Origin of the sequence: Afifella aestuarii (assembly GCF_004023665.1) — a bacterium.
In the GTDB taxonomy this organism is placed as follows: Bacteria; Pseudomonadota; Alphaproteobacteria; order Rhizobiales; family Afifellaceae; genus Afifella; species Afifella aestuarii.
In genome coordinates this window covers 1,067,986-1,086,522 of the sequence record NZ_SAUF01000002.1, presented here as the reverse complement: position 1 = coordinate 1,086,522, position 18,537 = coordinate 1,067,986, and the positions used below count along the sequence as shown (strand labels likewise).

The following is an 18,537-nucleotide window of genomic DNA, read 5'->3' as shown; positions in this document are numbered from 1 at the left end:
CCCCTTACGTCTTTCGGGCCGGATGGTTAAGCCCGCATTGCAAGCTGTCCATGCGGTCGTGTGTAGCGGTGGCCGATTGTCCACACTTCACAGATTATCTGCCTCCGGATCGGTGCGCAGGCTGGGAAGATAGTCCTCCTCCGAGACGCCGCTCTCGCGCAGGCGCTCTGCCGCCTCGTCGGCTTCGCGCTGGCGCGCCCACATATCGGCATAAACGCCGCCGCGCTCCATGAGTTCGATATGTGTGCCGCGCTCCACCACTTCGCCCGCCTTCAGCACCAGGATCTGATCGGCCGAGACCACGGTCGACAGGCGGTGCGCGATGACCAAAGTCGTGCGGTTCTGAGAGACGCGGTCGAGCGCCGTCTGGATATCCTGCTCGGTTGCCGTATCGAGCGCCGAGGTCGCCTCGTCGAGAATGAGGATCGGCGGTCCTTTCAGGATGGTGCGGGCGATCGCCACACGCTGTTTTTCACCGCCCGAAAGCTTCAGCCCGCGCTCGCCGACAGGCGTGTCGTATCCTTCGGGCAGGCTCTCGATGAAGCCCGCAATCTGCGCCATGCGCGCGGCGTCCTTCACCTCGTCGCGGCTAGCGTCGTAACGCCCGTAGCGGATGTTGTAGCCGATCGTGTCGTTGAACAGCACCGTATCCTGCGGGACCATGCCGATCGCGGCGCGCACACTGTCCTGCTCGACGTCGCGCAGATCCTGCCCGTCGATCGTGATGCGGCCGCCGGTGACATCGTAGAAACGGAAGAGAAGCCGCGAGATCGTCGATTTGCCGGCGCCTGAGGGCCCGACGATCGCAAGCGTGCCGCCCGCTGGCACTTCGAAACTGACATTCTTCAGGATCGGGCGTTCCGGGTCGTAGGCGAAAGACACGTGTTCGAAGGCGATCGCGCCCTCCTCCACACGAAGAGCCGGCGCATCTTTCTTGTCACGGATCTCCGGATCGACATCGAGAAGCTGGAACATCGCTTCGATGTCGACGAGACCCTGCTTGATCTCGCGGTAGACGAAACCGATGAAATTGAGAGGCACGGAAAGCTGCATCAACAACGCGTTGATCATGACGAAATCGCCGACCGTCTGCGTGCCCGCCATGACGGCGCGCGCCGACAGGATCATGGAAACCGCCATGCCGATCGAAAAGATCACCGTTTGACCGAAATTGAGCCAGGCGAGCGACGTCCAGGTCTTGGTCGCAGCCATTTCATAGCGGCTCATGGCACCGTCGAAACGCTCCGTCTCCATGGCTTCGTTGCCGAAATATTTGACGGTCTCGAAGTTGAGAAGCGAATCTATCGCCTTGGAATTGGCGTCCGTGTCGGAATCGTTCATCTCGCGGCGAATAGAGATGCGCCAGTCGCTCGCACGCACCGTGAAGAGCACATAGGCCCACAGGGTCACGGCGATGATTGCCACATAGACCCAGGAGAAATTGTACCAGATCACCGCGGCCGTCAGCGCGAACTCGATCACCGTCGGAACGGAGTTCAGGATCGTGAAGCGCACGATCGTCTCGATGCCCTTGGTGCCGCGCTCGATCACCCGTGACAGGCCGCCGGTGCGACGCGCCAGATGGAAGCGCAGCGAGAGCTGATGCAGATGCCGGAAGGTCTTCCAGGCGAGCTGACGGACGGCATGCTGGCCGACACGCGCAAACAAGGCATCGCGCATCTGATTGAAGGCGACCGTCAGGATACGTCCGAAATTGTAGGCGACGACGAGCATCACCGGCGCCACCAGAAAGGCCGGCAGATAGGCGGGCCCGCCGCCTTCGCCGGCCAGCGCATCCGTCACCCATTTGAAGGCGTAGGGCACGAGGACGGTGATGACCTTGGCCGCGAGCAGCGCCAGCACGGCCCACAGCACCCGCTTCTTCAGATCGGGGCGGTCGGCCGGCCACATATAGGGCCAGAGATTGCGCAGGGTGTGAAAGGTATGGCCGCGCGCAGCCGAAATGCGCGGCTGGCCGGCAGGCGTATTGGCGTCGGACATCGTGTGATCGGGTTGGGCCACCACCGATTGGCGGGCGGCGTTCGTTCTGAGGACGGCTCATATAGGCCGGAAGATCGCGAGGTCCAACAAGTGCCCCCGCGTTTGCGAGCGATTGCACGGCGGGGACGAACGGCGCGCCAACCTCGTCCTCACCAAAGACTAGCCCGCGCCGTCTGCCTCTCCGTCCCAGCTCTTATCGCGCGTCGGGAGAGTGAAAACCTGGCCAGGATAGATGAGGTCGGGATTGCGGATTTGATCCTGGTTCGCCGCATAGATCGTCGTATAGCGAATGCCCTGCCCGTAATTCCGGCGCGACAGCGTCCACAGATTGTCGCCTCGGCGGATAATGATGGAGCGCGGCGCGGCAAGTTCGCCGTCCACGGCAACCGATCCGCCGCTCGCGGTTCCGGCCACCGGAACCAAAGCACCATCTTCGAGTGTCCGGGTGAACTCCACTTCGGAGCGCGCCGTCACATCGGCGCCGGACGAGGCCAGCTGATCGGCGCGCACGGCGACCTCGCCTTCGGCCAGTTCTTTCTTCGACTGCACAACCCAGCGGCCGCCTTCATTGACCTGCGTCTCAGCGAGCGGCGCATTGTCGACATAGACACGCACCGTGGTGCCGGGCTCGCCGGCCCCGGCCACATACATCGTGCCGGAATCGGTTTCGACTGCCTCGACCGCAAGCTCCTGCTGGCCGGTGGCGGCAGCCTCGCCGCCCTCTTGCGCGATAGGCCTCGCCTCGGCGGGTGCGCCCTGCTCGTCGCGCCCGTGGTCTTTTGGGGCGCCCGCATCTCCTGTTTCGGATGACCCGCGCGCCACAGGATTGTCGGTCCCGTCCAAAGAGACGGACGCGATTTGCTCGTCTCCATCGGGCGCTTCGCCACCAGCCGTCTGGCGGGGCGCTACAAGCACCTCGCTCGCCCGGCCAGGCGCCTCGGCGACGACCAGAACATCGCCCTCCGGCGTCTCGGGCACCACGATCGCAACGCGCTCTTCCGCCTCTTCGGTGGATCCGCCCTCTTCCTGTGTCACGCGGAGGCTGAGATCGTGGCTGCCGGGTGCGAGCGGCCGTTCTGGAACGGCAACGAAGGAGCCTGCGGCGTTGGCTTTCGCAGAGGCGACGACCTTGCCGTTGGAAAGAATTTCGACACGTGCATTCGGATGCGCTCGGCCGGCGATCACCGCCTCACCCGTCGGCTCGACACGCACCACATCGAAGCCGATGCCGTCTTCCGTCTCGGAGGCTTTGCCCGAGAGGGTTCCGGTCAAACCGAGCGGCGAAGCCGCTGAGGAAGTTGAGGGAGACGTGGCCTCCCCTTCGCCGGTCGATGCGACGGCGCTTTCCTTGTCCGCCTTGTCGCCCGGAGGATTTTGGAGCTCTGCACCTTCGTTGGTGTCCTGCCGGGCCACGTCTGTCGTCTGCCCCGCCTCGCGTGGGAGCGAGCCTTCAAGCGATTGATGCACGAACAAGGCCCCAGCGCCGAGCGCGATGAGGCCTGCGAGCACGGCAGCAAGGACAATATGCGGTGACGGCATGGCGACGTTCCCGGCTTCGCACAAAAACACAGCCGCCCCCGCGGCGCACTTTGGCGAAGCTTATCCTTACGGAGGAAAGCTATGGTCAACAAGACGTTGCCGGCCCTTCTACGAGAAGAAGCCAATCACATACCTGTCTGACGCGTAATCACGTGCATCCTTAAATCCAGTTGCCAAGCTAATGGCCTTGCCGGAAACGCAAACCGCGCGCGATGCGCTTGACGGTTTCCTCCGGCGGTGCAAAGCGGGACATATGAGCAAACTTGAAAATGTCTGCGTTTATTGCGGCTCGGCGCCCGGCCGCGAACCTTCCCATGCGGAGGCCGCACGCACCTTCGGACGCATCCTGGCGGAAGAGAACATCCGCCTCGTCTACGGGGGCGGCTCGGTCGGGCTAATGGGTACGCTTGCCCGCTCGGTCCTCGATTGCGGAGGCGCCGTCACCGGCATCATTCCGCAGTTCTTGGAGGAACGTGAACAGCTTTTTGCCGACGTCACCGAACTCATCCTCACAACGGACATGCACGAGCGCAAGCGCACCATGTTCGAGCGCGCCGACGCCTTCGTGGCACTGCCGGGCGGGATCGGGACGCTCGAAGAGGTCGTCGAAATGATGACCTGGGCGCAGCTCGGCCAGCATCACAAGCCCGTCCTCGTGGCCAATCTCGGCGGCTTCTGGCAGCCGCTCATCAACCTTCTCGACCATATGCGCGGTGAAGGCTTCATCCGGGAAACCTCCGACATCCGCTTCCTGGAGGCAGAGAGCGTCGAGGACATTCTACCAAGCCTGCGCACGGCGCTTGCCGGCGAGGCGGAAAACGGCGACCGGCAGGCCGCTCATGCAGAGACCGTGCGCCGGATGTGACTGCGCCAAGGGCTTATGCGCCTCGGGCTCCGAGCGTGTCCCTTCGTCGCTCAGAACGGGAGGTGGCGCAGGGAAAACCGCCTCGCAAATACGAAGTGCCGCTCCTATGTAATCGCGGCCACTTTTCGGAGGTTTTGATGCGCGCCTTTTTCGTCTTCCTGTTCGCCCTCACTCTGACGGCCCCGACATTCAGTGCCGCCAACGCTGAGGAGCCGGATCTCATTTTCCGGAAGTCGACCGTCTTCAAGCTTTTGACGCCCGATCATACGCTTGCGACCTACGGCATCGACGACCCCGTCGTGGAAGGCGTGGCCTGCCATTACACCGTGCCCGAAAAGGGCGGCATCGGCGGCCTCTTCAATGTCGTGGAAGAGCTCTCCGACGTGTCACTCGCCTGCCGGCAGGTCGGACCGATCACGTTCAAAGAGAAATTCGAGCAGGGCGATGAAGTGTTTCGCCAGCGCCGCTCGCTGATCTTCAAGAAGATGCGCATCGTCCGCGGCTGCGACGCCAAGCGCAATGTGCTCGTCTATCTCGTCTATTCCGACAAGATCGTCGAAGGCTCGCCGAAGAACTCCACCTCCACCGTGCCGATCATGCCCTGGGGCAATTCCCCGGCACCAAAATGCGGCGACTGGCTGGAAGATTGAGGCTCCCTCAAACCTGCTCCCCAATATCTTATGAAATCCGGCGCTGCGCGGACATCTCGATTGCGCGCTCAGCGCTGCAGCGAGCTGATCAGAACGATGCCGACGGCACCGCCGAAACGGTCGGGCTTCGAAGGCATATCCTGTGCCGTCACCACGGATGCCGAGATCAGGCCGAAACAGGCGAGTGAGAAAAGAATGCGCGTCATCGTTGCCTCCAGCGTTGAAGCCAGAGGTACCAGGGCGGCTTTGAACCCGGCCTGATCCGGCCGTTCAGCCACTATTCAGATCGATGAAGCGTTTCTGACCGCACCCGCTCTTTTCGCGGTCCCGCGCGGATCGCCGCCGCCACCAGGATGGCGAGCGTCACTGCATTGAAGACGTGCCAGAAATAATGCGTGCCGATCGGCAGCGTCGTGCAGATCGGCTCATCGGTCATGCGCAGGCACAGCGACAGGGCGAAGATGCCGGCCGCGGCGAGGATCAGGCGCGCCGCCGGGTGCCCCTCACGCCAGAGGAGGCCGCCGACGCCGAGCATGGCCAGAAGCGCCGGCGCATAGCCGGCTGAGCCACCGAACAAGGGCCGCAGAAGCGGCTCGACCGCGAAAGAGAACGCGACAAAGGCGAGAAGCGCCACGATCGTCCGCAGCCAGGAGAGCCCGAAAAAGCGGCGGAGAGCGAGACCGAAATAAACATAGATGAAGATCGAGATCGGAACGACATCGGCCATCACCGACCAGCGATTGGCGAAGGTGTGGAAGAGAAAAGAGCCGATGCCGATGGTCGCAACGAGCGCGATCAGGAAGAGCGCGGCACGATCCTCACCGCCGGCGCGCTGCCAGCGGCGATAGGCCCAGAACGCCGCGATCAGAAAGGCGATGTTGGAGATCGCATTGAGCGGCTCCGCCCAAAAGCTCGGATCGGTGCGCTCACAATAGATGTCGATCGGCTCGGTCCAGTTCATGGCGCGAAGCTAGTCGGTTCGCGCCGGACGCGAAACGGGTTTGGCATCACCTTAAGCCTTCCACACCTCCACTCTTGACCAAAACGCACGCCTCCGCGATAAGCGCAGCTATGAACGGCGACCGCGCGCTCTTCAGCGCCATCTGCATCTGCGGGATTATTATCGACTAGCGACAATCGCTGGTCAGGCCGTTCTCGTCTGAAAATTCCGCCACGAGTAACGCCCGGCCAGCCGGACGGGATACTCATGGCTGAACACGACATGGCTGACGGCGACAAGCTCAACCAAGACAGCGCCTTCCGCGGCCTCAAGCTGCACAATACGCTGACGCGCAGGAAAGAGGATTTCTATCCTCTCGATCCCGACAATGTGCGCCTCTATGTCTGCGGACCGACGGTCTACGACTTCGCCCATATCGGCAATGCACGGCCGCTTCTCGTCTTCGACGTCTTGTTCCGGCTCCTGCGCCATCTCTATGGCGCCGACCACGTCACCTATGTGCGCAATATCACCGATGTCGACGACAAGATCATCGCGCGCGCTGCGGCCGAATACGACGAGCTTCCCTTGAACGAAGCGATCCGCAAGGTGACGGAAGTCACCGAGCGCCAGTATCACGAAGACGCGGCCGCTCTTGGCGCCCTGCCGCCGACGCACGAGCCGCGGGCGACGGAAAACATCGAAGAAATGAAGACGATGATCGACGAGCTCATCGCCAAAGGCCACGCTTATGTGGCCGAGGATCATGTCCTCTTCGACGTCTCCTCGATGCCCGATTACGGCGCCTTGTCGAACCGGCGTCTCGACGAGATGCGGGCCGGTGCCCGCGTCGAGGTGGAAGCCTATAAGCGCGACCCGATGGATTTCGTTCTGTGGAAGCCGTCGGACGAAGGCGAACCCGCCTGGCCCTCCCCCGGCGGTGTCGAGCGGCCCGGGCGCCCCGGCTGGCACATCGAGTGCTCGGCCATGTCGGCGCGCTATCTCGGCACGACCTTCGACATCCATGGCGGCGGGCTCGACCTCATCTTCCCGCATCATGAGAACGAGATCGCGCAATCGCGCTGCGCCCATGGCAGCTCGGCTATGGCACGCTACTGGATGCACAACGGCTATCTGCAGGTGGAAGGCGAGAAGATGTCGAAATCGCTCGGCAACTTCATCACCATCCGCGACGCCGTCAGCGAATGGCCGGGCGAAGCGATCCGGCTCGCGATGCTGACGACGCATTACCGCGCGCCGCTCGACTTCACCCACGACAAGCTCTCCGCGGCAAAGCGCACGCTCGACCGCTGGTACGGGTATCTGGGCGACATCGAGGCCTATTCCGGCGGCGCCAATGCGCTCCTCGATGGCGAGGGCTCCGTCGGCGCCGCTCTCAAAGACGACCTCAACACGCCGGAGGCGATCGCTCTCCTCCACCGCATCGGCGAGGGTGTCGCCGACGATCACGAGGGCGAGGAGAAGGCGCGCTTCAAGGCAGCGCTCAATCTTCTCGGACTCGGTCAGCTCAGCGAAACCGAATGGAAGAGCTGGCGGCCGAAGGCGATGGCGCTCGGCGAAGACGAGATCGAAGAGCGGATTGCCGCACGCGCGGCCGCGAGAGCCGCCAAGAACTGGGCGAAAGCCGACGAAATCCGCGACGAACTCGCTGCCAAAGGCATCCAGCTCAAGGATCAGCGCGATCCTGCAAGCGGCGAACTCGTGACCAGTTGGGAGATCAAGCGATGAACGATCCGCGCGGGCTCAGAACACTCTATCCGCCGATCACGCCTTACGCGTCGGGCACGCTCGATGTCGGCGACGGGCATTCCGTCTACTGGGAAATCTCCGGCAATCCCGAGGGCAAGCCGGCCGTGTTTTTGCATGGCGGGCCAGGCGGAGGCTGCTCGCCGGCGCATCGGCGCCTTTTCGATCCGGAGCGTTACCGCGTTCTCCTCTTCGATCAGCGCGGCTGCGGCCGCTCGCGTCCCCATGCCGAGCTTGAAGCCAACACGACCTGGCATCTCGTGGAGGATATCGAGCGCTTGCGCGCCGTGATGGGCGTGGAAGAGTGGCTTGTCTTCGGCGGCTCCTGGGGGTCGACGCTCGCGCTCGCCTATGCGGAGACGCATCCCGAACGGGTCACCGAACTCGTGCTGCGCGGCATCTTCACCATGCGCAAAAGCGAAATCGACTGGTACTACCAGAAGGGCGCATCGCTGATCTTTCCCGATCGCTGGGAGAAATTCGTTGCGCCCATTCCGGAAGACGAGCGTGACGACTTCGTCGCCGCCTATCGCCGCCGGCTGACGCATGAAGATCGTGCCGTGCGGGTCGAAGCCGCGCGGGCCTGGAGTGTTTGGGAAGGCTCCACGGTCACGCTCCTGCCGGACGAAGCCGGCATTTCGCGCCACGACCAGGCCGATTACGCCCTCGCCTTTTCGCGCATCGAGAACCATTATTTCAGTCATCTCGGCTGGTTCGAGGAAGGCCAGCTGATCCGGGATGCGCACAAGCTCAAGGATATTCCGGGCGTCATCGTGCAGGGCCGCTACGACATGGCCTGCCCCGTGCAGACTGCCTGGGAGCTGCATCGCGCCTGGCCGGAAGCGGATTTGAAAATCGTCGAAGGAGCCGGCCACGCTTTTTCCGAGCCTGGCATCCTTCACCATCTCGTCGAAGCGAACGATCGCTTTGCAGGAAAGCTCAGGTGATGAGCAACTTCGCCATAAGGGAGGCAGAGAGATGCCCGGAGACACGATGAGCGGCGGCTGCCAGTGCGGCAAGGTGCGTTTTCGCGTGACGGGACCGCTCGGGGCCGGCTCAATCTGCCATTGCCGCATGTGCCAGAAGGCCTTCGGCGCCTTCTATGCGCCGCTCGTGGCCGTGAAGCCCGACACGCTTGAATGGACGCGCGGGACGCCGGCCTATTTTCAAAGCTCCAATCATGTGCGGCGCGGCTTCTGCAAGGATTGCGGGACGCCCCTCACCTACGAGGCCCCGGATGGCATCGCGCTCGCCATCGGCGCTTTCGACGAGCCGGCGAAAATTCCGCCCAAAGTGCAGTTCGGCGTCGAGGCGAAGCTTCCCTTCGTCGATCATCTTGCCGGCCTTCCCGGCCATAGCACCGAAAACGATCCCGAAGCCCCGGCCTTTCTCGCCGACATCGTTTCCTATCAACACCCCGATCACGACACGACCAGCTGGCCCCCAAAAGGAGGCGCGCACCAATGACCAGAGAACGGCTCTACCTCTTCGACACGACACTCCGGGACGGCCAGCAGACGCCGGGCATTGATTTTTCCCTTGAGGAAAAGGCGGCCGTCGCGGCCATGCTCGATCGGCTCGGCGTCGATTATGTCGAGGGCGGCTACCCGGGCGCCAATCCGGCCGATACGGAGTTCTTCCAGCGCCGGCGCACGCATCGTGCGGTCTTCACCGCCTTCGGCATGACCAAGCGCGCCGGCCGGTCGGTCGACAACGATCCCGGCATGCAGGCTCTCTTACAGGCGGATTCCGCAGCCATCTGCTTCGTCGCCAAGAGCTGGGACTATCATGTGCGTGTCGCGCTCGGCGCCACCAATGAGGAAAACCTCCAAGGCATCCGCGAGAGCATCGCCGCGGCGAAAGCCGCCGGACGCGAGGCAATGCTCGATTGCGAGCATTTCTTCGACGGCTTTAAGGCGAACCGCGACTACGCGCTCGCCTGCGCCAAGACGGCGCTCGAGGCCGGGGCACGCTGGATCGTGCTGTGCGACACCAATGGCGGCACACTGCCTGACGAAATCTCGGAGATCGTCCGGGACGTGACCTCGGTGGTGCCTGGCGACCGCCTTGGCATCCATGCGCACAACGACACCGGCAACGCGGTGGCGAATTCTCTGGCGGCCGTCGATGCGGGCGTGCGGCAGATCCAGGGCACCTTGAACGGTGTCGGCGAGCGCTGCGGCAATGCGAGCCTCACCACGCTGATCCCGACCCTGATGCTGAAGCCCGCCTATCACGAGCGCTTTGAGATCGGGGTGACGCGCGAGGGGCTCGCAACGTTGACCGACGTATCGCACGCCTTCGATGAAATCCTGAACCGCACGCCCGACCGACAGGCGCCTTATGTCGGCGCGTCGGCCTTCGCCACCAAGGCGGGCATCCATGCCTCCGCGATCGTCAAGGAGCCGGAGACCTACGAACATGTGAAGCCTGAAGAGATCGGCAATCGGCGCCGCATGCTGGTCTCCGATCAGGCAGGCCGCTCGAACCTTCTTGCCGAACTCGCCCGGTTCGGCCTCGAGGTCGATCGCAAAGATCCGCGCCTCGACGGTCTCCTCGCCGACATCAAGGCGCGCGAGGCGGCGGGCTACGCCTATGAGGCGGCCGATGCCTCGCTGGAGCTTCTCGCCCGCCGGCGTCTCGGCCATGTGCCGGCCTTCTTCGAAGTGGAAGGTTTTCGCGTCGATGTGGAACGCCGCTACAACGCCGTGGGTGATCTCGTCACCGTGTCGGAAGCCGTCGTCAAGGTGAAGGTCAACGGCGAGCGGCGCATGTCGGTGGAAGAAGGCAACGGCCCCGTCAACGCGCTCGACCGGGCACTTCGCAAGGATCTTGGAGATCTTTCCTCGGCAATCGAGGATCTCGAACTCGTCGACTTCAAGGTGCGTATCCTCAATGGCGGCACGGAGGCCGTGACCCGGGTTCTCATCGAAAGCCGAGACGGGGAAGGCAATCGCTGGTTCACCGTCGGCGTCTCGCCCAACATCATCGACGCGTCTTTCGAAGCGCTCCTCGACGCCGTGGTCTTCAAGCTCGTGAAGACGATGCCGGAAATGCAGGCGGCTGCGGAATAACGAGCGCCGGCGCGGCGCGCATGCCGCCGCGCCACGCATTCTCCCCTATGATCAAGGCGTTGCTGGAGCCGGACCCGGCAGCACCAGATGCAACATCATGGTGATGGGCGAGGCCGCTCCCATGACGATCGCCGTCGCTAGGCACAACAGGATCCAGACCAGGATCAGCCAGTGCTGCTTGAGCTTCATCCGGCGCGCCGACAGCCAGATGGTGAAATTGCCGATCACGCCGACGAGCGTGACGAGATAGGCGAAGAAAAGCTGCAGCCCCGGCCCGGCGAAATCGCCATAAAGGCCCGCGAGGATCGCAAGCGCCGGTACGATCAGAAGGTTGAGGATCAGAAAGCCGCGCCACAACTGGGCGGCATTCGCAAACAACGGCGGTCGCTCGCCTGTTTCACTCATATCCGCTTCACCTCCTGTTCGATTGTCCCGAAGCACGACTGGCCGTGCGCATCCACCATCTCGATATGGACCACATCTCCGCCCGTCAGAAACCGCGTATCGGGATGGCCATAATCGACGGTCTCCATCATGCGCATCTCAGCGATGCAGGCATAGCCGTTGCCGCCCCAGGAAATCGGCCGGCCTGGTCCTCGCGCGGGATCGCCGTTCGACACCGCGCCCGCACTGATCAAGGAGCCGGCCGGAAGGCGCCGCGTGCAGGCTGCGTGGGCGATGATCTGTCCATAGTCGAAAGCCATATCGAGAGCCGGATTGAGGTCGCCGAACCGGCGCGTGTTGATGGTGACGAGAAGCCTGCCGGCCAGCTTGCCCCCCTGCCATTGGCGGCCAAATTCATCGGGGGTGACAGCGATCGGCGCAAAGCTTGCTGCCGGCTTCGATTTGAAGAAGCCAAAGCCTTTGGCAATCTCGCTGGGCACGAGATGGCGCAGGGTGATGCAATTGACGAGGGCGATCAGCTTGATATGGCGGAGAGCTTCCGAGGCGCTCACCCCCATCGGCACATCGTCGGTGATGACGGCAAGGCTCGCCTCGAAATCGAGGCCGAAGCCGCCGTCGAGTTCCAGCGCCTCTTCCGGCAGCATAATCGGTTCGCGCGGCGCCAGAAAACGGCTGGACGACCCCTCCGAGATCAAGGGATCGACCCAGAAGCTTGCCGGCATGTCCTGCCCGCGGCTCCCATGCATGAGCTCAAGGTGGCGCGTATAGACGGAGGCCTCGGCCCATTGATAGGCGCGCGGCAGCGGCGCAAGGCAGTTCGCCTCCACTAGAGGCCGGCCCTCGATCTGGCCGATATCGAGCCTGACGGCGAGCGCCCGCAATTGCGGCTCAGCCTCCTGCCAGCGATCGAAAGCTTCCTGCATCGTCCCGGCGATACCACCAGCAGGCGTGTAGCGGCGGTTGTCGGCGGAGACCACGACAAGGCTTCCATCCCGGCTGCCGTCGTTGAGCGTGGCGAGCCTCATCGCGCGCTATCCCCCGTCTCTGCGCCAAGTCGGATACCGAGGTCATCGCCGCGCAAGGTCAATGCTCGCGCCGCAACCGTTTCGCCCACATGGTAGTCCTCACCCCGCGATCTCACTCGGCATGCCGACCACCCGTTCTCGCCGTCTTTTCCTTCCGGAGTCGGCGCGAACAGGCCTTTCCCGCATCTTATCCAGGCCATTCACGCGCAGTTCAGGTGACGTCTGCTAAGTTTGGCCAATCTTTGAGAATTATAAAGTCCCCAGGTAGGTCGGAGACAGGCATTGCGAAAAGCAGCCAGTTTGATCACGGCGTCTTTTGCCGCCGCGGTTCTCATCGCCGCGACGCAACCTGCCGCTGCGCTCACCTGCGAGGGCCTCGAAGCGGAGCTTGCGCGGCTGGAAAGCCAGGCGGCGACACCCGATCCGCGCGCGCAGGAATACCGAGAGGCCTGGCAGGAGCAAGCGGCCGTTCTGCAACAGGCCGAAGATCGGGCGGCGGCAGCCGGCTGCCTCGGGGGCGGATTTCCCTTCGCGCAGGGCCCGGCATCACGCCAATGCGCCGACATGATCGGGCAGATGCAACGGATGCGTGCCAATCTCGACAGGCTCGAGGCGCTTTCCATGCGCTATGACCGGCCGCAGGATCTGCGCAGGGCCGACCGCGTGCGCGAGCTTCTCGTCCGGCGCGGTTGCGGCATTGAACCCTTCATGGCGCGGGAGCCTGTCTATCCAGAGCCCGCGCCTGGAATCCCCGAGCCGACCTTCGCCCCGTCTTTCGGGGGCAGCTACCGTACATTGTGTGTGCGCCGCTGCGACGGCTACTATTTCCCGATCAGCTTCGCCACGACGGCCGAGCGTTTCGCGCAGGACGAGGCCGCCTGCCAGTCCATGTGTCCGGGCGGCGATGCGGAGCTCTATTATCAGCCAAGCGGCGACGACAATCCGGCCAATATGATGTCCTTGTCGGGCGAGCCTTACGCGGCCCTGCCCAATGCGTTCGAGTATCGCAAGGAAGTGAGTGCCGCCTGTTCGTGCCGGAACGGCGACAGCAATTTCTCCATCATCGCGACGCCACGCCCCGACGCGCAGCCTGGCGCGCAACCGCAGATGTCGCGGCCCGAGAGCCTGCCGCAGGCACGTCCGGAGGCCCCCGATATCGCGACCTTGCGCGGCCCGTCCAATCCCAACGCGGAAGAGCCATCCGAGGACGGCCGCGACACGCCCACAATGGCAACGGAAGATACCGCGCCCGCAGGACCGGATACGGCGGCGCAGACGCCATCCGAAAACGAGGAAAGTGTAGGCAGCACCGCCTCGGAGCCGGGAAACGGCGACACGAATGAGACGGCTGCAAAGACCACTTCCACACCGGACGAAGACCTCTCCAGCTCAGGCTCCGGCAAGGCCGCAACCGGCAAGAGCGACGAGGCTACGGGGTCTCAGTCCCGGAGCAAGGTGCGCATAGTCGGGCCAGTGTATTGGGGCGGCCCAAAAAAGGAAGGAGTTCTCGTAGCTCCGGTCCAGAAGTAGCGCCCGTCAGCGCGCGGCGAAGCGGCAGGAAAAGGCCCTTGCCGCGCCGGCCAGTTTTCTCTTTCACGGCCTGCGTCCAGGTTCCCCAGGTGGTCTCGTCGAAGGGTTCCTCGGGCAGCAGTTCGGCCGCTTGCCGCAGGAAATCGGCATCCTCCGGCTCGATCGCCGGCTCGATGGGATCGCGCACGACCCGCCACCAGAAGGCGGCGTCGGCGAGCTTCTCAATATTGCCCTGGACGGCATGCCAGAAGGTTTCGCCGCCCTTGACGCCCGCCTCCTCCAGCCGTTCCGAGACAACCTCATAGGGCAGATGCGCAAGGATGCGTGAGTTGAGGTTCTTCAATTCGCCGACGGAGAAGCGCGCCGGCGCGCGGTTCACCTTCGTCGGATCGAAAAGCGCCACGAGCTCGGCAAGGTCGTTCACCGGCTGCACCGACTGGCCTGTGCCGATGAGGCTCGCATAGGCGGCAAGCGCCACCGGTTCGATGCCATCGCGACGGAGCGCCGCCAGAGACAAAGATTCGTAGCGCTTGGAAAAGCCCTCACCCGCCTCCGTCTGCAACAGATTGTGGTGACCGAAAGCCGGCGGCGTCGCCTGAAGCGCCTCGAAAAGCGCAAGCTGCACGCCGGTGTTGGTCACATGGTCGTCGCCGCGCAGGACATGGGTGACGCCCATATCGCGATCATCGACCACGGAAGGCAGCGTATAGAGAAACGTGCCGTCGCCGCGCACGAGTACGGGATCCGACAGAGACGCAAGATCGACGGATTGCGGGCCACGGAAGACGTCTTCCCAGCTCCGCTCGGTGCGCACGGTCGCGAACGGGTCGTCGGAGAAATTCGGCAAAAGAAACCGCCAATGCGGCTGTCTACCCTCCGCCTCGAATGCGGCCCGCTCTTCGTCGGTCAGCTTCAGCGCCCGGCGGTCGTAGACCGGCGGCAGGCCGCGGCCGAGCCGGCGCTTCCTTTGCCGCTCCAGCTCTTCCGGCGTCTCATAACAGGGATAAAGCAGTCCGGCGGCCTTCAGCGCCTCGGCCGCCTCTTCATACGATGCCAGCCTGAGTGACTGACGCTCGATGCGGTCCGGCGAAATCCCGAGCCAGGCGAGATCCTCCTCGATCGCATCGGCGAATTCGCGCGTCGAGCGCGCCTCGTCGGTGTCGTCGAAGCGCAGGATGAACTTTCCGCCCTCTTTCTGGGCGAAGAACCAATTGTAGAGCGCAGTGCGGGCGTTGCCGGCATGAATGCGGCCGGTCGGCGACGGCGCGAAACGAACGATCGGAGAAGCCATGGCGAGGGGACTTAGCTTTTCGCCCGCCAAGGCGCAATCGCGACGACAGCTGTTCTGACCTGCAGAGGGCGTGGAAGACTATTCCGCATCCTCGTAGGAACGCTTCGGCCCTTCGATCGCGAGGCGGTCTTCATCCGTCTCGTCGTCATGCTTCGAGCGGCGGCGCGCCTCTTTCATACGTTCGCGGATTTCCAGCATCGCACGGATCCGCTCGACCCGGTCGATCCTGGAGGCCGTCACCTTCATGTCGCCCGACATTTCCGTCTCCTGGTCACGCCGCCCCGACCCTCGAGCTTGGGGCGGAAGGGCGATGACGAAGCAAACGATGCAGGCAAAAGATAGATCTGATCCTGCCGTTGCACTCTAATCGGGGAAGCTTGCGCGAGGCTTGCAGCAACCTCTGAGGAACCACAGCGATCTTGCTTTATCCACGCCCCATTTTGATTTTGAACAATTCAAGATAGCGCGAGTTGTATTCCTTGCGCGAGCATTATCGCGACGACATTTGAGAGCGAGAAGAGATCAGACGATGTGGAGCCGTAGCCTATATCTTGCCGCAGGCCTCCTCGCCGCCACCGCTTCGGCCGCTTTCGCCGATGCGTGCACCGACCCGAGCGCCCCCTGTCCGGTCGACGAGCGTCTCGATATGGCCGGCATCGACAATCCCGCCGAGGCGCGCGACTTCCTGAGCCATTTGCAGGAGGCGACGCGCTCAGACGATCATGACGCGCTCGCCGCCATGATGCGCTACCCGCTGAATGTCTACGGGCCGGACGGTGCCCAGACCTATGCCGATCGCGACGGGTTTCTCGCCGCCTTCGATGACATCTTAACGCCCGACGTGCGTTCGGCGATCGAAGATGCGAGCTACGGCGCGCTCTTCATCCGCGATCAGGGCGCGATGATCGGCAATGGCGAAGTCTGGTTCGACAAGAGCGACGGAAAAATTCTCGTCAAGACGATCAACCCTCCGGACTGACCCGAGGCGAGCCCTCACACCGCGTCGCGCCAGCCATTGACGATCGGATAGCGCCGGTCGCGGCCGAAGCACCAGAGCGAAGAACAAACTCACCAAAAAAAAATAATTAACTCACTTCAATTCCTTCACCTTCAAACCCTTTTGCAAGCACTCGATAATATTCTCGCGCCAATTCACGTTCACGATTCATTTTATCACAAAACTCTGTGTTTCTCCCCTCAACAGCCAAAGACGCACAAGACACCAATAATATCGAATCTTTTAATAAAATTTCAATATCCCCGAACGTAGGAATTATATCATCATTAGAATTATTATTTAAACGATGTGCGATATAACTATTACGGAATTTTCGAATCTTATTGATACGACAATACTCCTCCGACTTTTCTTTTTTGTATGACTCCAAATTATTTAAGTATTTTTCTAATTTATCTCTGCACACAACTGCTTTTTTGATTTCTTCTTCTTTAAATAATTTCTCTAACGTAAAAATTGATGACTTACTATTATCATTATTTTTGCGCTTATCGTTGTCTCGATCATATATACGAGCAATGTCCATTGATATTTTTAATATCATAGAAAATTTTATAGTATTATATACGGATATGGATTTGTGCCTTACATTTCGCGTTAACTTAGGAAATACCTCATTCCCTCCCTCCATGACGGCGTATGAAGAAATTGCTCTGGAAACTTCTTCTCTGAGGTCTTCAGTGATCTGCTCAACGAGCCTCAATTTCGCTTCACTATCCATCCCAAGGTTCCCATCACACCGCGTCGCGCCAGCCGTTGACGATCGGATAGCGCCGGTCGCGGCCGAAGTTCTTGGACGAGATTTTCACGCCGGGCGCTGCCTGCCGCCGTTTGTATTCGGCGATATAAAGAAGCTTCTGCACCCGCTTCACCGTATCGGCCTCGTAGCCCTTCTCGATGAGTTCGGCGGCGCTTTCCTCGCGCTCCACCAGGCCCTGCAGAATGCCGTCGAGGATCTCGTAAGGGGGAAGCGAATCCTGATCCTTCTGCCCCTCGCGCAACTCCGCCGTCGGGGCCTTGTCGATGATGTTCTCCGGAACGACGACGCCCTCAGGCCCGAGAAGCCCCTCGGGGCGGTTGTCATTGCGCCAGCGCGACAGGCGGTAGACCTCGGTCTTGTAGAGATCCTTGATCGGGTTGAAGCCACCGTTCATGTCGCCATAGAGGGTCGCATAGCCGACGGACATTTCCGACTTGTTGCCGGTGGTCACGACCATGGAGCCGAACTTGTTGGAGATCGCCATCAACAGCGTCCCGCGGACGCGTGACTGGATATTCTCTTCCGTCACGTCCGAGGGATGGCCGGCGAAAAGCTTTTCCAGCATCCGGTCGAAGCCCTCGACCGCCTCGGCGATCGGCACGATGTCATAGCGCACGCCGAGCGCCTCGGCGCAGTCCTTGGCGTCCTTGAGGCTCTCCGACGACGTGTAGCGGTAGGGCATCATCACGCAATGCACGCGCTCCGGCCCCAGCGCATCGACGGCAATCGCGGCACAGATCGCAGAATCGATGCCGCCGGAAAGCCCCAGCACCACGCCCGGAAAGCGGTTCTTGGTGACGTAATCCTTGAGGCCCAGAACGGAGGCGCGCCAATCGGCCGTCATCTGGTCCGACAGCCGCGTCATCGGGCCTTCACGGCATGTCCAGCCCGCGTCGCTGCGCTCCCAGACGGTGAGCGCCACTGATTCCTCGAACTGCGGCATCTGGAAAGCGAGCCGACGATCACGCTCGAAGCCGAACGAACCACCATCGAAGACGAGTTCGTCCTGACCGCCGATCTGGTTGAGATAGATCATCGGCAGGCCGGTTTCGACGACGCGCTCCAGCGCCACCTGCATGCGCACGTCCGGCTTGATGCGCTCGTAGGGCGACCCGTTCGGCACGATCAGAAGCTCAGCCCCCGTTTCGGCCAGACATTCCGTCACCTCGTCGGTCCAGATGTCCTCGCAGATCGGCACGCCAAGGCGCACGCCGCGAAAGCCGATGGGGCCGGGCAGCGGTCCCGCATCGAAGACCCGCTTTTCGTCGAAGACAGCATAATTGGGCAGGTCGACCTTATGGCGCAGACCGATCAATTCGCCGCCATCGGCAAGCGCCACAGAATTATGAAGGTTGCCGTTGTCGCGATAGGGAAGCCCGATGAGAATTCCGGGGCCGCCGGCCGCCGTGGCCGCCACGAGTTCATCGAGTGCCTCCAGGCAGGCATCCTGGAAGGCCCGGCGAAGCACCAGGTCCTCCGGTGGATAGCCGGAGAGGAAGAGCTCGCTGTAGACGATGAGATCGGCGCCCGCTTTCGCGGCCTCGCCGTGCGCCTTCAGCGCCTTCTTCAGGTTGCCGGAAACGTCACCCACGATCGGATTGAGCTGCGCAAGGGCGATGCGCAGAGTGTCGGTGGTCATGAAGCCCCTCTCCGTCTGACCCGTGTCAGTTAA

18 protein-coding genes are annotated in these 18,537 nt (G+C 62.4%); 8 read left to right on the top strand and 10 right to left on the bottom strand.

The window, feature by feature from the left end:
* Nucleotides 1-87: 87 nt before the first annotated feature.
* Together EO094_RS13550 and EO094_RS13545 are read right to left on the bottom strand one after the other, a co-directional pair.
* On the bottom strand, nt 88-2,001 hold the full coding sequence (locus EO094_RS13550; RefSeq protein ID WP_128292949.1) for an ABCB family ABC transporter ATP-binding protein/permease: 1,914 nt from the start codon (nt 1,999-2,001) through the stop codon (nt 88-90).
* A gap of 159 nt (nt 2,002-2,160) precedes the next feature.
* Nucleotides 2,161-3,540, bottom strand: a complete 1,380-nt coding sequence (locus tag EO094_RS13545) for a LysM peptidoglycan-binding domain-containing protein (protein WP_128292947.1) — start codon at nt 3,538-3,540, stop codon at nt 2,161-2,163.
* Between the two features lie 253 nt (nt 3,541-3,793).
* Between EO094_RS13545 and EO094_RS13540 the strand changes: the two genes are divergently transcribed.
* Both EO094_RS13540 and EO094_RS13535 read left to right on the top strand, forming a co-directional pair.
* Nucleotides 3,794-4,405: an LOG family protein gene (locus EO094_RS13540; protein ID WP_128292945.1), complete on the top strand. Its 612-nt coding sequence runs from the start codon at nt 3,794-3,796 to the stop codon at nt 4,403-4,405.
* Between the two features lie 137 nt (nt 4,406-4,542).
* The gene (locus EO094_RS13535; RefSeq protein WP_128292943.1) at nt 4,543-5,055 is read left to right on the top strand and encodes a CreA family protein; all 513 of its coding nucleotides are present in this window, start codon (nt 4,543-4,545) and stop codon (nt 5,053-5,055) included.
* Between the two features lie 68 nt (nt 5,056-5,123).
* Here EO094_RS13535 and EO094_RS18490 read toward each other — a convergent pair whose 3' ends face one another.
* A complete protein-coding gene (locus tag EO094_RS18490) occupies nt 5,124-5,261 on the bottom strand; it encodes a hypothetical protein (RefSeq protein ID WP_164879660.1) in 138 nt (45 codons plus the stop codon).
* Between the two features lie 71 nt (nt 5,262-5,332).
* Nucleotides 5,333-6,016 (bottom strand): ceramidase domain-containing protein, encoded by a 684-nt coding sequence (locus tag EO094_RS13530; protein WP_128292942.1) that lies wholly within the window; start codon nt 6,014-6,016, stop codon nt 5,333-5,335.
* Between the two features lie 246 nt (nt 6,017-6,262).
* Between EO094_RS13530 and cysS the strand changes: the two genes are divergently transcribed.
* From cysS to cimA, 4 genes are read left to right on the top strand one after another with little or no spacing between them, the layout of a single operon-like run.
* Complete coding sequence (gene cysS / locus EO094_RS13525) at nt 6,263-7,744, top strand: cysteine--tRNA ligase (RefSeq protein ID WP_246008507.1); 1,482 nt, start codon at nt 6,263-6,265, stop codon at nt 7,742-7,744.
* Nucleotides 7,741-8,709, top strand: a complete 969-nt coding sequence (pip, locus tag EO094_RS13520; RefSeq protein ID WP_128292939.1) for a prolyl aminopeptidase — start codon at nt 7,741-7,743, stop codon at nt 8,707-8,709. Before cysS ends, pip begins: the two co-directional genes overlap by 4 nt.
* A 31-nt stretch (nt 8,710-8,740) precedes the next feature.
* Nucleotides 8,741-9,229: a GFA family protein gene (locus EO094_RS13515; RefSeq protein WP_128292937.1), complete on the top strand. Its 489-nt coding sequence runs from the start codon at nt 8,741-8,743 to the stop codon at nt 9,227-9,229.
* Nucleotides 9,226-10,836, top strand: a complete 1,611-nt coding sequence (gene cimA / locus EO094_RS13510) for a citramalate synthase (protein ID WP_128292935.1) — start codon at nt 9,226-9,228, stop codon at nt 10,834-10,836. Before EO094_RS13515 ends, cimA begins: the two co-directional genes overlap by 4 nt.
* A gap of 51 nt (nt 10,837-10,887) precedes the next feature.
* Here cimA and EO094_RS13505 read toward each other — a convergent pair whose 3' ends face one another.
* Together EO094_RS13505 and EO094_RS13500 are read right to left on the bottom strand one after the other, a co-directional pair.
* Nucleotides 10,888-11,241: a hypothetical protein gene (locus EO094_RS13505; protein ID WP_128292933.1), complete on the bottom strand. Its 354-nt coding sequence runs from the start codon at nt 11,239-11,241 to the stop codon at nt 10,888-10,890.
* Complete coding sequence (locus EO094_RS13500) at nt 11,238-12,266, bottom strand: fumarylacetoacetate hydrolase family protein (protein WP_128292931.1); 1,029 nt, start codon at nt 12,264-12,266, stop codon at nt 11,238-11,240. Before EO094_RS13500 ends, EO094_RS13505 begins: the two co-directional genes overlap by 4 nt.
* A 282-nt stretch (nt 12,267-12,548) precedes the next feature.
* Between EO094_RS13500 and EO094_RS13495 the strand changes: the two genes are divergently transcribed.
* Entirely contained in the window at nt 12,549-13,796 is a 1,248-nt protein-coding gene (locus EO094_RS13495; RefSeq protein WP_128292928.1) for a DUF2865 domain-containing protein, read from the top strand.
* Here the strand turns inward: EO094_RS13495 and EO094_RS13490 are convergent.
* Together EO094_RS13490 and EO094_RS13485 are read right to left on the bottom strand one after the other, a co-directional pair.
* A complete protein-coding gene (locus EO094_RS13490) occupies nt 13,696-15,087 on the bottom strand; it encodes a glutamate--tRNA ligase (RefSeq protein ID WP_128292926.1) in 1,392 nt (463 codons plus the stop codon). The two genes, EO094_RS13495 and EO094_RS13490, sit on opposite strands and share 101 nt — an antisense overlap.
* Before the next feature lie 78 nt (nt 15,088-15,165).
* Nucleotides 15,166-15,345: a hypothetical protein gene (locus EO094_RS13485; RefSeq protein WP_128292923.1), complete on the bottom strand. Its 180-nt coding sequence runs from the start codon at nt 15,343-15,345 to the stop codon at nt 15,166-15,168.
* Nucleotides 15,346-15,616: 271 nt separating this feature from the next.
* Here EO094_RS13485 and EO094_RS13480 point away from each other — a divergent pair, with 271 nt between their 5' ends.
* Complete coding sequence (locus EO094_RS13480; RefSeq protein WP_128292921.1) at nt 15,617-16,066, top strand: hypothetical protein; 450 nt, start codon at nt 15,617-15,619, stop codon at nt 16,064-16,066.
* Nucleotides 16,067-16,172: 106 nt separating this feature from the next.
* Here the strand turns inward: EO094_RS13480 and EO094_RS13475 are convergent, their stop codons facing one another.
* Nucleotides 16,173-16,826: an AbiU2 domain-containing protein gene (locus EO094_RS13475; RefSeq protein ID WP_128292918.1), complete on the bottom strand. Its 654-nt coding sequence runs from the start codon at nt 16,824-16,826 to the stop codon at nt 16,173-16,175.
* A 13-nt stretch (nt 16,827-16,839) separates the two neighbouring features.
* Nucleotides 16,840-18,504: an NAD+ synthase gene (locus EO094_RS13470; RefSeq protein ID WP_128292916.1), complete on the bottom strand. Its 1,665-nt coding sequence runs from the start codon at nt 18,502-18,504 to the stop codon at nt 16,840-16,842.
* Nucleotides 18,505-18,537 lie beyond the last annotated feature (33 nt).